We start from the raw sequence: 17,052 nt of genomic DNA, 5'->3' as shown, positions 1-17,052 counted from the left end.
GTGAGGGGGGCGGGCTCAGCCGCCGGTGGTGCGGTGGTGACGGGTCAGCTCGGCCATGGCCTGGTCGAAGGTGGTGGGCGGCTCGAAGCCGAGGTCGCGCCGGGCCGCCGTGAGGTCGAACCAGTGCGGCCGGGTGAGCTGGTGAAGCAGGAACCGGCTGAGGCCGTGGTCGGTGTGGCGGCGGAGCACCGTCGTGGTGGCGTCGGCCAGTACGGCGGCGGCCAGGGCGACGGGGTAGGGCACTGGGCGCCAGCTCGCGCGGCGTCCGGCCGCGGTGAGGAGCCTGGCCACCACCTCGCGCAGCGGCCGCGGTTCGCCCTGGGCGATGAAGTAGGCCCGCCCTGCCGCCGGGTGGCCCGGTCGCAGCCGGTCCAGCGCGAGCAGGTGGGCGTGGGCCGCGGTGGCGAGGTGGCAGGTGTCGACGAGGTTGGTGCCGCGGCCCGGCATCAGCAGTCGCCCGGTTTCGGTCGCCCGCAGCAGGGCGGGCAGGAAGTGCGGGTCGCCGGGCCCCCAGATCAGGTGGGGCCGCAGCACCGTGGTCGCCAGGTCCGGGCCGTTGGCGGCGAGGACGGCCGCCTCCGCCTCGGCCTTGGTGCGGGGGTAGGCGGCCGAGTGGCTCCGGGGCCCGGGCAGGGACTCGTCCGCTCCCGTGACGCCCTCGGGGGTGAAGGCCACGCTCGCGGTGGAGGTATAGACCAGTTGGCGGATGCCGAGGGCGCGGCAGGCGGTCAGCACGTGCCGGGTGCCGTCGACGTTGACCGCGCGGTACGGCCGCTCGGGGCCCCGGACGCCGGCCAGGGCCGCGTTGTGGATCACCGCCTCGCACCCGTCGAGGGCTCGCCGGACCGTATCCGGGTCGGCGATGTCGCCCAGGTGCTGACGGACCCCGAGGCGCTCCAGCTCCGGACTCCAGCGGCGGTTCAGCGAGACCGCCACGTCGCCGCGCCCGGCGAGGCGGCGGCACAGCTCCAGGCCGAGGAAGCCGCTGCCCCCGGTGACCAGGATCCTCATCGCCCGCCTCCCCGCACGCCGCCCGGGCGTCGTCGGCGCAGCCGGCGGCGGGCCCAGCGGGCGAGGCGGTCGCGGTCGACGCGCGAGTTGTGCCTCGGGTCGGTGGGCAGCCGGTGGTGGAGCAGGACGGTGGAAACCCGGTGGCCGCCCGGCACCGCCGACAGGGCGTGCCGAAGCCCCTGGAGGACGGCCGTCGCCGAGTTGGCCCCCGATGGCGCCAACTCCACGCACAGCACCGGCCGTTGACGGCCTGCGGGCCCGAGGCCGATCAGCGCGGTGCGGCCGATGCCGGGCACCGCGTCGGCGATCCGCTCGACCACGGCGGTGTCGAGCGCGAACCCGGCTCCGTGCACCCGGTGCGCGGAGCGCCCGAGGAACCACAGCCGGCCGCTCTCGTCGAGCCAGCCGAGATCGCCGGTGCGGTGCAGTACGTCCTCCCCGGTGCCGACCTTGGCGGCCGCGTTCGCTCCCGGGCGGGCATGGTAGGCCCGGCTGACCTGCGGGCCGCCGACCGTGATCTCCCCGTAACTCCCTTGCGGCACTGTCCGGTTGTACGACACGGGGCCGACCGGCACCAGGACGTGGGCCGCGATGCCGGGCACCGGGCGGCCCAGGCAGACCCCGCGGTGGGCGTGCAGCGGTTCCGCGTGCGCGGCGGCCAGTTCGGCGCTGTCGATCACGCTGACCGGCAGGCATTCGGTGGCGCCGTACGCGCTGAGCAGCGTCGCCTCCTCCGGCAGCGCCCGGCGCAGCGCACGCACCAGCCGTTCGGACGGCGGGGCGCCGAAGGAACAGGCCAGCCGCACCGGGGCGAGCGACAGCCGGCCGTGCTCGCACTCCCCGGCCAGGGCCCGCAGCACCGCCGGGGAGGCACACACCACCGAGGTGAAGTGTTCGGTGACGGCGCGCGCCAGGTCGGCGCCCCGGGTGCGGGCCGGTCTGAGGTGGTCGATGGCCGGGACGACGGTGGTGGCGCCGGTGGCGGGCCCGAACAGGGCGAAGGGCAGGAACCCGGCGAGCAGCACCTCGCCCGGGCCCAGCCCCAGCAGCCCGGTGAGGGAGCGGACCTGGGCGGCCAGCTGCCGGTGCTCGTACTCCACGCCCTTGGGCACTCCGGTGGAGCCGGAGGTGAAGGCGATCAGCGCGAGCGAGGCGGCGGGCGGCGGGCTCGGCCATGACGGTTCCGGCCGCTCCGTCTCCAGCTCCGTCTCCAGCTCCGGCCGACGCGCGCACCACGCGCGCCACGCGCGGCCCGTGAGCAGTGAGACGGTGACGTGCGGGCGGGCCCAGCCGAGCAGCAGCCGGGCCAGCTGGGCGAGCGGGTCGCCGATGAACACCTCGGGCCGCGTCTCGTCCAGACAGGCCCGCAGCGCCGGACGGGGCAGCGCCGGGTCGATCAGCACCGGCACCGCACCGAGGGCGAGCAGCCCGTACACGGTGGTCACCAGGTCGTACGGGTCGCGGGCCATCACCACGGCCTTCTGCCCGGCGCCGACGCCCGCCTCGCGCAGTTCGCGGATGCGCGCCCGGCAGGCGGCCTCCAGCGTCGCGAAGTCGACGGTGTGCCACCGGCCGCGCGGAGCGGGCCAGACGAGCGCGGTGCGGTCCGGCTGCAGGCCGGCCCAGCCGGCCAGGTGGGCGGCGAGCGTCTCCGGCCAGGCGTCCCGTTCCTCGGTCGCCCCGGGGACCGCGCTCACCACCGCAGGGCCATGACGCCGAGGCTGGTGCCGCTGGCCAGGCCGAGGATCCCCACCAGATCGCCCTCGTGCAGCCGGCCCCGCTCCTGCGCGAGGACCAGCTGCAGCGGGATGGTGGCGGTGGCGACGTTGCCGTAGTCGGGGAAGGTGGGGATCACGGCCTCGGCGGGGATGCCGGCGGATGAGCAGAGGTCGCGGGTCATGGCCGCCGAGGGCTGGTGGACGCAGAACAGCGCACAGTCGGCCACGGAATCGATCAGTTCGCCCGCGGCCTTGAAGGCCTGTCCCCGCAGCTCCGCGAAGGAGGCCGTCAACGCGGCGTCGTCGACCTCCAACTCGTGCATCCGGCCGGTGGCGTACGGGCTGCGCAGTACCGCGCTCGGCCACGCGGCCGGATTGGCGAAGAAGCGGCTGCCGAGGATGCCGGGCCGTTCGCTCGCCTCCACCAGCACGGCCGCCCCCATGTCGCCCAGCGTGAGACTGGCCAGCGCCGATGCGAGCCGACCGCGGTCCGGAATGCGCCAGCGGGTCATCCGGCTGGGCACCTCCCCGGTGACCACCAGCACCCGCCGGTAGGAGCCGAGCCTGATCAGCGCATCCACGCTCTCCAAGGCGCTGAGCACGCCGTTGCAGGCGTTCATCAGATCGAAGACCGGTGCCGTGACACCGAGCTTGGCGGCCACCACGTTCGCGGTCGCCGGCTCGTCGAGGTCCTTGCTGATCCCGGTGTAGACGAGCAGGTCGATCGCCTCGGGCGGGAGGCCGGCGTCGCGCAGGACGGCGGCGCCCGCCCGGGCCGCCAGGTCCGAGGGCATTTCCTCCGGCGCCGCCACGCACCGCTCGCGCAGCCCGAACATGTGCTCCAGCAGTCCCGCCGGCAGCGCGGCCCCGGGGCTCTGCCGGCGCAGCTCCTCCTCGATCTCGCGGGAACTCTGGCGGGCCTCGGGGACATGGACCCGCACGAGACCGATCCTGCTGTGGGGCGAGGGCATGGGCACCTTTCCGTGATGGTTCGTCATCGCGTGGACAGGAAGCGCCGAAGCGGCCTGATCAGGGAATCGCCGGCGTCCTCCAGGACGAAGTGGCCCGCGTCGGCGAAGGCGTGCACCTCGGCGTGCGGGAGTCTGCGCCGCCACTCCCGCAGGACGAGCGGTGTGAACACCGGATCCCGCAGGCCCCAGCCGATGAACACCGGCAGCCCGGCGAGGTCGGCGCTGTCGTCACCGGGATCGACCAGGGACCAGGCGGGATCCGCGCCGCTGCGCGGGATCTGCCGCAGGAAGTCCCGCACCGCGCGGCGCTGCCACGCGCCGCGGTACGGCCGCAGGTAGGCGGAGCGGACCTCGGCGGGCAGCGGCCGGACCACTCCGGCGCGCAGCGCCGCCCGGGGGAAGACGTTCAGCAGGTGCGCCGCCTCGCCGAGCGGTCGGACGTCGCGCAGCAGGGCCAGCGAGCGCGGCAGCCGGTAGCCCTCGGGCCAGCGGAAACCCACGCTGTTCAGCACGACCAGCTTCGTGACCAACCCGGGATGCCGCCTCGCCCACGCCAGGCCGATCGGCCCTCCCCAGTCGTGTACCGCCAGGGTCCAGCCCGCCGACGGCGCCCGGCCCTGCTCGATCAGGTGGGCCGCCAGCGCGTCGAGGTGCTCCAGCCGCTCTGCGAGCGGAATCGGACCGGCACCGGTCCTGCGCTGAGAGAGCCCCATGCCCAACTGGTCCGGCACGATGCAACGGAAGTCCTCGGCCAGCGCGGTGATAAGACGCCGCCACAGATATCCCCACGTCGGGTTTCCGTGCAGCATGAGCACGACGTCGCCGGATCCGTGGTCGACGTAGTGCAATCCGGATTCCGCCTCGCGCCGCCAGTGCTCCGCACCCGGAAAACCGGGCAGCCGATCCACGGCCGGAATCCGGGGGCCGCCGGGCGGAAGAGGTGGACTGGGCGGCATTGATGTCTCCCCTCATCCGTCGGGCGACCCGGCGGGCCGACTCTGAAAAGGTCTGCCGCAGAACGTAGCCCGACACCGGCGGAAGACCCGGCAGGCACACGCCGCTATCCCTCGACTGCCGGACAGTAAAGGTCGTTCACGATCTTCAGTAGCAAAAAGGAAGCTTCATAGGAGCCCGAGGGCGCACTGCGGCAGTCGGGTCAATGTCGCACCACAAAGACGAATCCGGCTCCGCCCGGATCGCACAGCGCCCCACTGGCGGTGATTCTGACAGCAGCAGTTCGTATACATAAACAGAAGGAGAGCAACTATGGGCGCTCAGCCCACCGCCCCGGGCACGCCGTCGGGGCCGCACACCAGAAATCTCTCGGTCCGGCGGTGGCGTCTCGCCACCGTTCCGCTCGCCCTGGTCGCCACGGCCGCCGGTGCCGGCCTGCTCTTCCAGCAGGCCGCCCCCACCCGGGCCGCCGCCAGCGAGTCCACCGGCCACCGCGACACTCTCCTGACCAAGCTCACCTGCTCCGGGCAGGCCGTCGGCACCAGCAGCGCGCCGATCACGAACACCGCCGGGACCGTGTCCCTCTCCTGGGTCGGCACGTTCGACGAGTGTTTCGCCGAGAACGGCGGGCCCACGGACGTACTGTCGGCGACGTTGACCTTCGCCGGCACCGGCACGCTCTCGTGTTCCTCCCCCAGTACGTTCAGCGGCACCGAGACCATCACCTGGTACAGCGGACTGAACCAGACCGGCAGCGTCGTCGGAACCTCCACCGTGACCACCAACGGCGCACAGGACGTCGAAGGCGACCCCGCGCGCGGGGACATCCTCAACTCGAGCGACGGCACGGTGTCCCTCGGCAGCAAGGTCCTGCCGCTCGCCGGCGTCCTCGCGACCTTCGAGCCCACCAGCGACATCAGCCACTGCTCCAACGGCCTGAGCAGCCTCACCGCGAAGCACGACGCCCAGTTCTCCGAACTCCTCTGACCCTCAGCCGCCCGACTTCACAGAACAGGAACACCATGCCCTTGCACTCCTGGGACTCCGACCCCGTGCCGACGCGTGAAGCAGCGCCGTCCAGGCCCCACCGGTGGCGCCTGGCCGCCGTCCCGCTCGCCCTGGCCGCCGTGGCCGCCACCTCGGCCGTGCTCCTCCAGCAGCCCGCCCCCGCCTCGGCCGCCGCCGACACGCCGGTCGTGACCGACGGAGCCAACGGGACCGCCGAAACCCGGGCCAACCCCCTGGTCCGGGTCCTGTGCGCCGCAGAGGGTACGGTCAACAGCACCATGCCGATCACGGACACCCCCGCCGCGGTCGACCTGTCCATGAACAACGGCACCACCACGAGGTGCCTGACGAAGAACGGCGGCCCCAACGTGTCCGCCGGAACGATCACCCTCACCGGGTCGGCGACCCTCTCCTGCAAGCAGCTCGGCCAGCTCACCGGCACCATCGTCGTCGACTGGGCCGACGCGAACGGCAACCCGGCCGGCACCTCCACCATCAACGCCGCGGGCATGCAGGACGTCGAGGGCGACCCCTCGAAGAACGAGATCTCCAACAGCCTCAACGGCACGGTGTCCCTCGACAGCTCCGTCCTGCCCGGCGCCACCGTCACCGGCACCCTCTTCCCGGGGGCCGACATCACGGACTGCAGCAGCGGGACCATCTCCAGCCTCCCGGGAAGTCGCATGATCATGCGCTTCAAACTCTGAGGCTCCCTCGACACCCGGCCGGGGCGTGGCACGTGCCGCGCCCCGGTCTCGGATCATCCGGATCAGGAGTTCCGCCCGAAGCAGTCGCCGATCACCGCCGGACGCCCGGCCCGACGCTCTCGACGCCGTTGGTGGACGGGGTGAAACGAGCCAGGTGACGGCGACGGCAGGGTGGTGGCAGGTCATGCCTCCTGCGCAACAGGCTTCGGGGGGAGCGGCCCCGGGTCAGCTCGGAGAGCCGGACCAGATGACGTCCTTGCGCAGCCGCCCGAGACCGTAGTCGAACTGGACGGAGAACCGGTCGGCCGCGCTGCCCGGCAGGGCGTACGCCGTCAGACCGGCGGCCTCCTCGCCCGGGGCCAGCGAGCCCTTGAGGATCTTCATCCGTCCGCTTCCGTCGATCAGCGTGAAGACGAGGTTGCCCTTGGCGTCCCTGATGGTGGGCAGCCCCGACCCGTTGAGCGAGACCTCCTCCGACCCGGTGTTGACGACGGTGATCCTCACCTGGATGATCTTGGCGTTCTTGGGGGTGTCCGACACGCTGTCACTCGGAACGTACGGCGTCGGCGCGGCCATCGTGACCTTCAGGCCGTCCCCGTACGTGTAGGACTGGCCGAACGACAGACGCCGGGCCCTCTCGTCCGCGGCCGCCTTCTCCTGCTCGGCCTCGAACCTCTTCCGCTCGGCCCCGATCCGCTCCCGCTCCTTCGCCGCCCGCTCGTTGGCGGCCTGAGTCTCGGCATCGGCGCGAGCGCGCGCGGCGTTCTCATCCGCCCGCCGCTCCTCGTCGGCCGCCTGCACCCGCGTCACGACGAACACCCCGGCGCCGACCGAGACCAGCAGACCGGAAATGCCCAGGATCACACCCGCGAGCGCCATCGCCCGGTTGGTCGCCAGGCCCTTGCGGACGTAGCCCAGCCCGATGGCACCGAAGACCACGGCGAGCAGGGCCGGCAGCCAGGACAGCCAGAAGAAGATGACGGCCAGGCTGAGGACGCCACCGACGATCCCGAGCACCATGGCCGCGGTGCCCAGCCCGTTGCGAGGCTGCGGCGCCGGCATCGGATACGCGTACGGCGGCCAGTACGGGACGTTCGGAGCCGCGACAGCGAGCGCGGCGGGGGGCGCGGTGGGGGGCGCGGTGGGGGGCGCGGTGGGGGGCGCGGTGGGGGGCGCGGCAGGGGCAGGGGTAGCGGTCGGGGCAGGCACCGTGGCCTCGCCCTGACCCGGAGCCTCGCCCTCACCCTGACCCGGGCTCGGTGCCGCCCATGCGTTGGTGTCGGCCGGCCCCTCGGCGGACTGCGGGCTGTCGGGCGGGGCAGGAACGGTCATGCAAAATCCTTCAAGCGCTTGAGATGATGAGCGGCTGTTCAGCCTCGACGCCAAAGGATCACCTGATCCCCCGACGACAGCGACCGGATTTCCGCGAAGCGATCACCACCCCAGGCCGGATCCGCGCGTCGACACCCTGGGACGGGACACCGACAGGGTCGGCGGGTGATCAACATACAGGTGCCCGGTGACAGCTCCGACGTCGCGGTCCAAGCTCAAGCCAGGAACGGGTCAAGCCACCTGAAAGGGAAACACCCGCCATGGCCATCAGGACCACACCCGTCACCGGGACCAGCCGCCCGGCCGGACTCGGCTTCGCCGTCGCCCGCGAGCTCGCCGAACAGGGCTACCACGTCATCCTCACCGCCCGCGACCACTCCACGGCAGAGTCGCCGGCCGCCCGACCGCACCGGGACGGGCACCCACCCCGAGTGGCAACGTGCACCCAATCCCCAGTCTCAGTCGCTTCAGTCCCTGCCGCCGCCCTGACCTGCGTGAATACGCAGCGACCAAAGGGCTCGGACAGCCCGTGGAAGCCGACAGTCGCTCGACCCGCCCCGGACGACTCCAGCCGTGAGCGCCCGAACAGCCGGTGCCTGAGCTGAGACAGTCAGAGCCCGAGTGGAGTCGGTTCAGGGGGCCGTCGCGGGAACGAGGTGGTCGAGTCCCTGCGCGCTGCCCGTCGCGGCCTCGATCGAGCGCGGCAGCATGATGCTCTCGTAGGCGCGGACGGCGTCGTCGACGCTGGGTTCGGTGGCGAGGGCGTGAGCGAGGTCGGAACCGTCGAGCATGGCGAGATTGGCACCCAGTCCGACCGGGGGCATCAGGTGCGCGGCATCGCCGAGCAGCGTGACGCCGGGGACGTGCTGCCAGGTGTGCGAGGCGGGCAGGACGAACAGGGGCCGGTTGACGAGCCCGCTGTCGCTGTCGCGCAGGACGTGGCGCAGGCTCTCGTCCCAGCCGTCGAACGCCCTCAGCAGGTGCGTCCGCACGGCCCGCTGGTCGCCGAGGTCGATACCGGCGGCCGTGTGCCAGTCCTCCGGCACGCGCAGCGCGATGTAGGCGCGGATGTGGCCGTTGCTGTTGCGCTGGGCGACCAGGGACCTGCCGACGCCCTTCGCCAGCATCGATCCGCTGCCGACCAGCCGCGCGAGGTCGGGGTGACGGGTGTCGCAGTGGTCGAATCCGGTCTCGACGAAGGTGACACCGGTGTAGCCGGGTACGGCGGGCGACAGGGCCGGGCGGACGCGCGACCAGGCGCCGTCGGCACCGACCACCAGGTCGAAGTCCTCGGCGGTACCGTCGCCGAAGCACAGCCGGCAGGTGCCGTCCGCCAGCGGGGTGACCCCGCTGACGGCGCGGTCCCATCGCACCGTGCCCTCGGCGATCGAGTCCAGAAGCAGGCCGCGCAGTTGGCCCCGGTCGATCTCCGGCCGGCCGCCGTCGGCGGAAGGCCCCTGCTGCGCCAGGAGCGCGGCGGTGGCGAAGTCGAGCACGCGCCACGCGTCTCCTTCGGGGCGGGCGAGGGCGTGGAACCGGTCGAGGAGCCCCGCCGCGCGCAGGGCGGCCTGGCCGGTGTCGGCGTGCAGGTCGAGGGTGCCGCCCTGCGGGCGGGCGCCGGCGGATGCCTCGCGTTCGAAGACGGTGACGGAGCGACCGTGCTGCTGCAGGACCCGGGCGCAGGTGAGGCCGCCGAGGCCGGCGCCGACGATCGCGATGCGGGGACGGCGGGGATCACGGGGATTGCGGGCAGAGTTCATGGGAGTGCCCCTCGGGAGGTGGGTGGGCCGTTGGGAGGCCCGGCACCACCAAGAAAGCACACTCGCTAAATAAGCGCAACGACTAAACTTTTGCAGCGGATGCACTATGTCGGTATGGTGGGCACGTGACCGAACCGACCGGGCGCCGCGAGCGCAAGAAGGCCCAGACCCGCCAGTCCCTGGCCGACGCCGCACTCGACCTCTTCCTCGAACACGGCTACGACCAGGTCGGCGTCAAGGACGTCGCCGAGGCCGCCGACGTCTCGGTGACCACCCTGTTCAAGCACTTCTCCGGCAAGGAAGCCCTGGTCTTCGACCAGGAGGACGACATCGAAGCAGCACTCGTCGCCGCCGTACGCGAACGCACCCCCGGCACGTCGATCCCGCAGGCGCTGCGCGAGCACCTCCTGCTGACGCAGACCCAGTTCGCCGTCCACACCGCGGACCCGCGGTTCGCCGACTTCACGCGCATGGTGCAGGAGACCCCCGCGCTGCGCGACTACGCCCACCGCATGTGGACGCGCCACGAAACCGCCCTGGCACGAGCCATCGCCGAGGCCGTCAACGCCCCCGAGGACGACGTCAGCTGCGCCGCCCTCGCCCGTTTCGCCCTTGAGAGCCGCAGCCTCATCCTGCGGCACGCCGAACCGCGCCGAGCCGCCGACGAGGCCTTCGCCCTGCTCGAACACGGCTGGGCAGCCTCCCGCCCGGGCACCTGACCCGGCCGCGCGGCCTCTCGCCCTATGCCGCGACGCCGGGTTCCCTGCCGGTCCGCCGGAGGAACTCGACGACCCGCGGCTCGCGACGCCAAGGGGTGAGCGCGGTGTTGAACTCGCGGACGTAGTCCTTAGCCCGGCTGGACTGGACACGGGCGAGGATGTCGACGGCCTGGTGGCCGAGCGCGAGGCCCTGGTCCAGGTCCTTGCTCTGGAGGTGGGCGGTTCCGACGATGGCCAACCGCATCCCGACCGAGCGGGTGAACACCCCGGGCGGCATGGCGGCGGCCTGCGCGTTCCACGCGAGGGCGGCCTCGGGGTGCTTCAGGTCGCGGAAGATCTCGGCGGCGTCGGCCGAGAGCCGCGCGTGGTGGTAGAAGTCGATCCACGCCGGCTCCTCGGCGCCGTCGCGGGCCTGGTCGAGCAGGCTCTCGGAGGCGGCGAGCGCGGCGGAGGCGGCCCGGGCGTCGTCGTCCCGGGCGTGGGCCCGGGCCTCGATGAGCTTGGTGAACGCGAGCACCCTGGGGGCTGCCCGGCCCTTGGCCCGCTCGAAGGCGCCCTGGGTCATGTCGATGGCCTCGCCGGCGAATCCCCTCAGCAGGGTCTGCATGGCCATCGTGGTCAGGACATAGCAGCCGAGCTGGACGTCGCCGCCGGCCCGGGCCAGGCGGAGGGCCTGGATGAAGTGCCGTTGAGCGACCTCGTGTTGGCCGACGTCGAACGCGGTCCAGCCCGCCAGGCGGGACAACTCGGCCGTCGCGGAGAACAGTTGGCGGCCGACCTCGTCGCCGAAGGAGCCGTTCAGGAGCGGGACCGCGCGTTCCCGGAGGCAGGCGGTGACGGAGTCGGCCTTCCAGTTCCCGCCGCCGTATCTGGAGTCCCAGCGCCGGGCGTCGTCTGCGGCGTCCCGCAGTTCGGCGAGGTCGGCGGCGCCGACCCGGCCGCGGCCGCGGTGGGCGGCGGTGTCGTCGGCGGGGGTGACCAGCCAGCGGGTGACCGGGGTGGTGAACGCGGAGACGGCGAAGCCCGCACCGGTGAGGAAGTCTCGGCGGTTCACGCTGCTCCAGAACGAAGTGGCCGTGCGCACGGCCTCGGCGGGGTCCCTCGGGAAATCCCACCCCATCGCGGCGTCCGGTGTCCCGGCATCGGCCATACCGATCTCGCCGAGTTCCACGGGCCGGCCGAGCCGCTCGCCGATCGCCCGGGCCAGCAGCTTCGGCACGGGCCAGTCCGGCACCATGCCGCGCGCCGTCCAGTTCACAACGGACGTGTGCGTGTAGGTCGTGGTCAGCCCGGCTTCGTGGGCGAGCTGGTTCACCCGGTGGGCCAGCGATTTGTGGCTGGCGCCCTCGCACTTGTCGATCATCCGGGCCAGTGCGTCGTTCGGCGGCTTGGTCCGGCGGGTGGTCGACGCCACAACGTCCCCCTCAGTCGGTCCCCGCACGGGCACGGGGAAGTCGTACGCGGCCCGCCACGAGAAGTCGCGTGTCCGGCACCCGAGGCCGGATCACCGAAGGTAGGGCATCCGTCGCTCATGGTGAATCGGATGCACGATGTGTGAGCCCCCCTGCGAGCCCTCCCCGCACCGGCTGCCAGGCGGTTGCCTGGTGCTCCGGGCCTCCGCCGGGACCTGCGGAAACCTCCTCCCGTCGGGGCCACCACCGATTCACGCTCAGGGGTGACAACCGGATGCGCGGAATCGCAGGACCGGCCGGCGCGGACGCCGCCCGCCCCTTCGGAAGGACACGTTCGTGAAACTCACCGTGATCGGCTGCGGCTACCTCGGCGCGACCCACGCCGCCGCGATGGCCGAGCTCGGCCACCAGGTCCTCGGCATGGACACCGACACCGACAAGGTCGACGCGCTGAACAAGGGCCAGGCCCCGTTCGTCGAGCGCGGCCTGGACGACCTGCTCGCCGAGCACACCGCCACCGGACGGCTCCGCTTCACCGCCTCCTACGCGGAGGCCGCCGACTTCGCCGACGTCCACTTCCTGGGCGTCGGCACCCCGCAGCGGGACGGCAGCGGCGCCTACGACCTCACCCACCTCCACACCGCCGTCCGGCGCCTGGCCCCCGGGCTCGGCGACGGCGCGGTCATCATCGGCAAATCGACCGTCCCGGTCGGCACGGTCGCAGAGCTGCGGCAGACCCTGGACGAGCACCTCCGCGCCGGGGTGAGCGTCGGCCTGGCCTGGTCGCCGGAGTTCCTGCGCGAGTCGTTCGCCCTCCTGGACACCCTGGAGCCGAACCGGATCGTGCTCGGCGTCGAGGACGGTGACACCGGCAGCGAGGCCGCCTTCCGGCAGGTCTACGCCGACATCCTGGCCGCCGGCTCCCCGCTGATCGTCACCGGCATCGCGACGGCCGAGCTGATCAAGGGCGCCGCGAACGCCTTCCTCGCCACCAAGATCTCCTTCATCAACGCGATGGCCGAGCTCTGCGAGCTGGCCGGCGCCGACGTCCGGCAGATCGTCCTCGCCCTGGGCTACGACCACCGGATCGGCGCCGAGGGCATGCGGCCCGGCCTCGGGTTCGGCGGCGGCTGCCTGCCCAAGGACCTGGCCGGGTTCGCCTACCGCGCCGAAGAGCTCGGCGCCGACACCGGCCTGCTCCGCCAGGTCGCGGCGATCAACCGGCGCCGGCGCGAGCACACCGTCGAACTCGCCCGCGAAGTCCTCGGCAACGCCGTGACCGGCCAGCGGATCGCGGTCTGGGGCGCCGCGTTCAAGGCCCACACCGACGACATCCGCGACTCCCCGGCCCTGGCCGTCGCCGACGCCCTCCAGCGGGCCGGCGCCGAGGTCACCGTCCACGACCCCGCCGCCATGGACAACGCCCGCAGGGCCTACCCCCGGCTCGACTACGCCGACGACCCCACCCAGGCCGTCACCGGCGCCGAACTGCTGCTGCACCTGACCGACTGGCCCCAGTACTCCGACGCCGACCCGGCCGACCTCGCCCGACACGTCGCCGTCCCCCGGGTCATCGACGCCCGCGGCACCCTCGACGCCACTCGCTGGCGCGCGGCCGGCTGGACCTTCCGCGCCCTCGGCCGCCCCTGAGCAGCTCGGACGACCCGCACGGAGCCCCGGCAGCCACGTGTATCCCGTCCGACTCTCGCGAACCTGCCTTTTGAGCACGGCCGCAAGCACCGCCCCACCCCATGGCCATCACTCACAGCCGACGGCCATGGCGGGCCGACGCCGCACCCGGCAGGATGGGCCCGTGCCGAAGAACCCACCGAAATCGATGCAGCACCACCTGCGTCGGTGCCTGAAGGGCCACGCCCGTGAACGCCGACCCTACGTGAACGCCGTCACGGTCCGCCTCCGAGCCGGATTCGCCTACGTAGCAGCCGAATTGCCCACCCAGGAGCCCCAGCCTCCGTGGTACCGGTGCTTCACCACCGGACTGCCCACCGGTTCCCCCGAAGAGGCACTCGGCTGCGCCTGCGGTGTGCACCCGGGCGACCCCGCCGGTCCGCCCCCGTTCGACACGGCAGCCCGGACGACGCGGGCATGATTCCTCTCCCTGCGCTGCCCCCGGGGGCCACGTGGCGCGCCACCGGCACAGGTGTCTTCTACTACGCGGCCCGGGTCGAAGGGCACTGGTGGGTCCTGCGACTCAACGACTTTCCCGAGCATCCCCTCTACACCTTGTTCATCGACGCACGGGTCATCGGTGACGTGGACGATGATCCGGCCGTCTGGCAGCAGTCGCCGCCTTCTGCGACGCTCCCCGTTCTCTCCGCGCCGGAGCGCACGGAGGTACTCCACCTCATGGCCGGTCTCGGCCCCTACGGCGCCGAGGCCGGCGCCCCGTGCACAAGCGACTGGTGCACCTGCAGCATCCTCACCGACGAATACGCGGCCCAGCTCAACACCCCTCCACCGACTTCTGCGGAGTAGCAGTAGGAGGATCGGCGGCCGCAGGCGCTGTGGGCCGGCGTCGAAGGGTCCGCCCCGGGGCCGGTGTCGTCCGTGCCGCCCGGGTCGGCTCTTCTCCGTGTCCTGACGATCCGGGGCCAGCAGAGTGCCCGTGGACACGGGCGCCTATGATCGGCCGGGGGCGGATCCGCCAGTTCGCGCACCACCCGCCGGATGCCACCGTCGGGGCCGGCTCACGGGAACGGATCACGGGAACGGGCCACGGGGGCGGACCAAGGGGTGGGGCACGGAGGGCTTTCGGGTCCGGCTGCCGCCCTGCGGACGGGGCTCCCCCGCGGAGGGCCGCGGTACCGGCCTCGCCGTCCGACCCACGACACGCACCCCGGCCGGCCCACCGCACCGCCGACCCGAATGGAGACCGATGTCCGAGATAACCGCCGAGGAGCCGCGCCAGCGCACGGCCGACCCGACGGTCCTGATTCTGGCCGCGATGGCGGCGGTGATGGCCGCACTCTCGGTCCGCATCCTGATGCTGGACAACGAGTCGACGGACTTCTACTACTTCCTCGGGCCCTGGTACCAGTACATCGCGAACAACGGCGGGTTCCACGCTCTCAGCGGCACCGGCTTCTCGGACTACAACGTCCCCTACCTGTACCTGATGGCCGCGCTCACCTACCTTCCGGTGGCCGCGCTGACGGGTATCAAGTGCGTCTCGATCCTGTTCGATCTGGCACTGGCGTACTACACGTTCCGCATCGTCTCCCTGCGGTCGCCGCAGCAGCCCTGGCGGGCCCTCGGCGCGGCGGTGATCGTCCTCTTCCTCCCCACGGTCGTGACCAACAGCGGCTGGTGGGGCCAGGCCGACGCGATCTTCACGACCTTCCTGGTCGGCGGCGTCTACCACATCCTGCGCGACCGGCCGTGGTGGGCCTGCTCGTTCTTCGGGATCGCGCTGGCGTTCAAGCTCCAGGCGGTCTTCCTGTTCCCGCTCCTGCTCGTCCTGGTGCTGGCGCGACGGATCCCGTGGCGAAGCCTGCTGGCCCTTCCGGCGGTGTACGTGGCGCTCGACATCCCCGCCGTCCTGCTCGGCTCCGACCCCTGGCAGCTGCTGACGGTGTACGCCCGGCAGCCGGACACGTACAAGGACCTCACGCTCAACGCGCCGTCGGTCTACCAGTTCGTCTCGGTGCCGTTCGAGGAGCAGGACGCCGTACGGCACGCAGGTGTGCTGGTCGCGGGCGCGCTGGTGCTGGTGCTGATCGGGCTGGCGGTCTGGGCCATCCACCGCGCCGGCGGGGCGGCGGCGCTGAAGGCCGGGGACGGGCGGGAGGCACCGGCGGTACGGGAGGGACGGCCCGAGCTCACGGACACGGGGATCCTGCTGCTGGCCGCCGTCTTCGCGATCGCGGTGCCGTTCCTGCTGCCGTCCATGCACGAGCGCTACTTCTACGTCGCGGACGTGATCAGCGTGATCATCGCCTTCCAGCTGCCCCGGCGGCTCTGGTACGTGCCGGTCCTGGTCCAGCTGTCGTCCTTCGGCAGCTACCTCAAGTTCATCGCCCCCAGCGTGTCGCCGTACCTGTCGATGCCGGCCCACGGCGCGCTGATGCTGCTGGCGCTGATAGCCGTACTCCGGGCCACCATCGGGGAGTTCCGGCGCTCGTGGACTCCGGGCGACCTCGAACCGGCCGCAGGGGCGGCGGCGCTGACCGCGTAGGTTCGCCGGATCGCCCGGTCACACGGCTTCGGACAGTGACCTTCCTCCCTCCCGCGGCATGATGGCCACCTCTCGCGTCAACCACGCTTGACGCGAGAGGTGGCCATCATGCCGTGGCGGCACGGGAGTTGACCACGGGCGCTCTACCCTTGGGGCCATGAAACAGCAGTACGTCACCATGGTCCTCGCAGGCCTCCTGATCGGAATCCTCGCGTTCGGCGCCGGCTGGTACACGGCCCGCGCCCGGGAGACCGCTCCGGCCCCGACCTACATCACGGTCACGCCGGAGCCGGTCACCGCGGGCACGATCTCCCCTCCCGCCTCGGAAAGTGTTCGGTAACCGATCAACATCGTGGCGTGATGCGCTGGCGGCGATCTTCGCGGCGGGGTGTCCGCGAAGATCACCGCCATGTGTGTCCCTTCGTGCAGACCTTCCTATGACTCGTCGTGGGCGGACGCCCAGTGGGCGGTGATCGAAGCGCCGCTGCCGGTGCGCGATCCGCGGCGGGGCCGCCGGCTGCTGTGATGCGGAAGGAACCGGCCAGCACTGGCCGCGCCTGGCGCCCACGCGGCGACGGCTCCCGCGATCTTCGACTCGCCGCACCAGGACGACGAGGCGATCGGGCTCGCCGGTTCGATCCTGGAGCACAAGGCCTCCGGGCGACCGGTCTATCTCGTGCTGGTGACCCGGGGCGAGAACGGCGGGCTCGCCCAGTACATGAATCAGGGCGCATGCCAGAGCCTGGGCAACAACTGCTCCGCCCCTGGGCACTACCACGCCCTCGGCTGGGCCGAGACCTGGCCGACCCCTGAGGTCGTCGTCGGCCGTACGGCCGAGTTCAAGCTCTCCGCCAAGGCCCTGGGCGTCGACAAGGTCATCAACTTCGACCTCTCCGACGAGGCGAGCGGCGACTTCGACGGCTTCGTGCAGAAGGTCATCGCCAAGGTCCGCTCGCTCGCCAAGCAGTACCCGGGCGCCTCGCACAAGTTCGCCGCGGGCCGACTCGACGGGAACCCCACGCACAAGGCATGCAGCGACGCCGCCTCCTCCTACGTCCTCGACATCCCGGACGCCCACATGGCGAAGAAGCGTGCCTCGATCCTCGCCTCCAACACATGGGACCCCAAGCGGAACCTCTACGCCCTCGGCTACCGCAGCGTGCCCGTCTGGATGGAACAGTCGCACTCCGACCCGCGGGAGTTCGTCCACACGCTCCCCTCGGACTACAAGCCGGGGCCGGTGGCGTAGCCGAGTAGCCGGTCGG

At 72.2% G+C, this 17,052-nt stretch carries 15 protein-coding genes and 1 pseudogene; 9 read left to right on the top strand and 7 right to left on the bottom strand.

Translation table 11 applies throughout. The annotated features are described in order from the left end of the window. Positions 1-15: 15 nt before the first annotated feature. Genes AB0O82_RS07405 through AB0O82_RS07390 form a run of 4 tightly spaced genes read right to left on the bottom strand, consistent with a single transcriptional unit; the run spans position 16 to position 4,548 of the window. Positions 16-1,011 (bottom strand): NAD-dependent epimerase/dehydratase family protein, encoded by a 996-nt coding sequence (locus AB0O82_RS07405; RefSeq protein WP_363581103.1) that lies wholly within the window; start codon positions 1,009-1,011, stop codon positions 16-18. Then, positions 1,008-2,708, bottom strand: a complete 1,701-nt coding sequence (locus AB0O82_RS07400) for an AMP-binding protein (RefSeq protein ID WP_363581101.1) — start codon at positions 2,706-2,708, stop codon at positions 1,008-1,010. The genes AB0O82_RS07405 and AB0O82_RS07400 overlap by 4 nt, the downstream gene beginning before the upstream one ends. After that, the gene (locus AB0O82_RS07395; RefSeq protein WP_363581099.1) at positions 2,705-3,670 is read right to left on the bottom strand and encodes a 3-oxoacyl-[acyl-carrier-protein] synthase III C-terminal domain-containing protein; all 966 of its coding nucleotides are present in this window, start codon (positions 3,668-3,670) and stop codon (positions 2,705-2,707) included. Before AB0O82_RS07395 ends, AB0O82_RS07400 begins: the two co-directional genes overlap by 4 nt. A 53-nt stretch (positions 3,671-3,723) precedes the next feature. After that, positions 3,724-4,548, bottom strand: a complete 825-nt coding sequence (locus AB0O82_RS07390; protein WP_363581097.1) for an alpha/beta fold hydrolase — start codon at positions 4,546-4,548, stop codon at positions 3,724-3,726. Positions 4,549-4,966: 418 nt separating this feature from the next. Between AB0O82_RS07390 and AB0O82_RS07385 the strand changes: the two genes are divergently transcribed. Both AB0O82_RS07385 and AB0O82_RS07380 read left to right on the top strand, forming a co-directional pair. Further along, positions 4,967-5,641: a hypothetical protein gene (locus AB0O82_RS07385; RefSeq protein ID WP_363581095.1), complete on the top strand. Its 675-nt coding sequence runs from the start codon at positions 4,967-4,969 to the stop codon at positions 5,639-5,641. 35 nt (positions 5,642-5,676) lie between these two features. Next, positions 5,677-6,369, top strand: coding sequence for a hypothetical protein (locus AB0O82_RS07380; RefSeq protein WP_363581093.1), 693 nt, complete (start codon positions 5,677-5,679; stop codon positions 6,367-6,369). 225 nt (positions 6,370-6,594) lie between these two features. Here AB0O82_RS07380 and AB0O82_RS07375 read toward each other — a convergent pair whose 3' ends face one another. Both AB0O82_RS07375 and AB0O82_RS07370 read right to left on the bottom strand, forming a co-directional pair. Then, positions 6,595-7,431 (bottom strand): hypothetical protein, encoded by an 837-nt coding sequence (locus AB0O82_RS07375; protein ID WP_363581091.1) that lies wholly within the window; start codon positions 7,429-7,431, stop codon positions 6,595-6,597. 902 nt (positions 7,432-8,333) lie between these two features. Continuing rightward, the gene (locus AB0O82_RS07370) at positions 8,334-9,461 is read right to left on the bottom strand and encodes an NAD(P)/FAD-dependent oxidoreductase (protein ID WP_363581089.1); all 1,128 of its coding nucleotides are present in this window, start codon (positions 9,459-9,461) and stop codon (positions 8,334-8,336) included. 125 nt (positions 9,462-9,586) lie between these two features. On the opposite strand from AB0O82_RS07370, the gene AB0O82_RS07365 reads away from it, so the two are divergent. Then, complete coding sequence (locus AB0O82_RS07365; RefSeq protein ID WP_363581087.1) at positions 9,587-10,180, top strand: helix-turn-helix domain-containing protein; 594 nt, start codon at positions 9,587-9,589, stop codon at positions 10,178-10,180. A 22-nt stretch (positions 10,181-10,202) separates the two neighbouring features. Here AB0O82_RS07365 and AB0O82_RS07360 read toward each other — a convergent pair whose 3' ends face one another. Beyond that, positions 10,203-11,594 carry a sporulation protein gene (locus AB0O82_RS07360; protein ID WP_363581085.1) on the bottom strand — a complete coding sequence of 464 codons (1,392 nt, stop codon included), beginning with the start codon at positions 11,592-11,594 and terminating at the stop codon, positions 10,203-10,205. Between the two features lie 334 nt (positions 11,595-11,928). Here AB0O82_RS07360 and AB0O82_RS07355 point away from each other — a divergent pair, with 334 nt between their 5' ends. The 6 genes and pseudogenes from AB0O82_RS07355 to AB0O82_RS07330 all read left to right on the top strand — a co-directional run bounded on the left by AB0O82_RS07355 (position 11,929) and on the right by AB0O82_RS07330 (position 17,036). Beyond that, the gene (locus tag AB0O82_RS07355) at positions 11,929-13,242 is read left to right on the top strand and encodes a UDP-glucose/GDP-mannose dehydrogenase family protein (protein WP_363581083.1); all 1,314 of its coding nucleotides are present in this window, start codon (positions 11,929-11,931) and stop codon (positions 13,240-13,242) included. A 456-nt stretch (positions 13,243-13,698) separates the two neighbouring features. Beyond that, entirely contained in the window at positions 13,699-14,088 is a 390-nt protein-coding gene (locus AB0O82_RS07350; protein ID WP_363581081.1) for a hypothetical protein, read from the top strand. 400 nt (positions 14,089-14,488) lie between these two features. Further along, positions 14,489-15,787 carry a glycosyltransferase 87 family protein gene (locus tag AB0O82_RS07345; protein WP_363581079.1) on the top strand — a complete coding sequence of 433 codons (1,299 nt, stop codon included), beginning with the start codon at positions 14,489-14,491 and terminating at the stop codon, positions 15,785-15,787. Positions 15,788-15,944: 157 nt separating this feature from the next. Continuing rightward, entirely contained in the window at positions 15,945-16,127 is a 183-nt protein-coding gene (locus tag AB0O82_RS07340) for a hypothetical protein (protein ID WP_363581077.1), read from the top strand. Positions 16,128-16,196: 69 nt separating this feature from the next. Next, a pseudogene (locus tag AB0O82_RS07335) lies at positions 16,197-16,310 on the top strand (IS5/IS1182 family transposase); the annotation flags it as partial. A gap of 24 nt (positions 16,311-16,334) precedes the next feature. Continuing rightward, positions 16,335-17,036: a PIG-L family deacetylase gene (locus tag AB0O82_RS07330; RefSeq protein WP_363581306.1), complete on the top strand. Its 702-nt coding sequence runs from the start codon at positions 16,335-16,337 to the stop codon at positions 17,034-17,036. Positions 17,037-17,052 lie beyond the last annotated feature (16 nt).

Source organism: Kitasatospora sp. NPDC088264 (genome assembly GCF_040685715.1).
Lineage (GTDB): Bacteria > Actinomycetota > Actinomycetes > Streptomycetales > Streptomycetaceae > Kitasatospora.
Note: the sequence above shows the minus strand (reverse complement) of the source record. Positions and strands in the feature narration are given on the sequence as shown.

What these genes read in the sequence shown, in the direction of transcription:
- AB0O82_RS07405 (WP_363581103.1), bottom strand. Translation starts at nt 1,011, where the DNA reads ATGAGGATCCTGGTCACCGGGGGCAGCGGCTTCCTCGGCCTGGAGCTG.
- AB0O82_RS07385 (WP_363581095.1), top strand. Translation starts at nt 4,967, where the DNA reads ATGGGCGCTCAGCCCACCGCCCCGGGCACGCCGTCGGGGCCGCACACC.
- AB0O82_RS07380 (WP_363581093.1), top strand. Translation starts at nt 5,677, where the DNA reads ATGCCCTTGCACTCCTGGGACTCCGACCCCGTGCCGACGCGTGAAGCA.
- AB0O82_RS07375 (WP_363581091.1), bottom strand. Translation starts at nt 7,431, where the DNA reads ATGCCGGCGCCGCAGCCTCGCAACGGGCTGGGCACCGCGGCCATGGTG.
- AB0O82_RS07370 (WP_363581089.1), bottom strand. Translation starts at nt 9,461, where the DNA reads ATGAACTCTGCCCGCAATCCCCGTGATCCCCGCCGTCCCCGCATCGCG.
- AB0O82_RS07350 (WP_363581081.1), top strand. Translation starts at nt 13,699, where the DNA reads ATGATTCCTCTCCCTGCGCTGCCCCCGGGGGCCACGTGGCGCGCCACC.
- AB0O82_RS07345 (WP_363581079.1), top strand. Translation starts at nt 14,489, where the DNA reads ATGTCCGAGATAACCGCCGAGGAGCCGCGCCAGCGCACGGCCGACCCG.
- AB0O82_RS07340 (WP_363581077.1), top strand. Translation starts at nt 15,945, where the DNA reads ATGAAACAGCAGTACGTCACCATGGTCCTCGCAGGCCTCCTGATCGGA.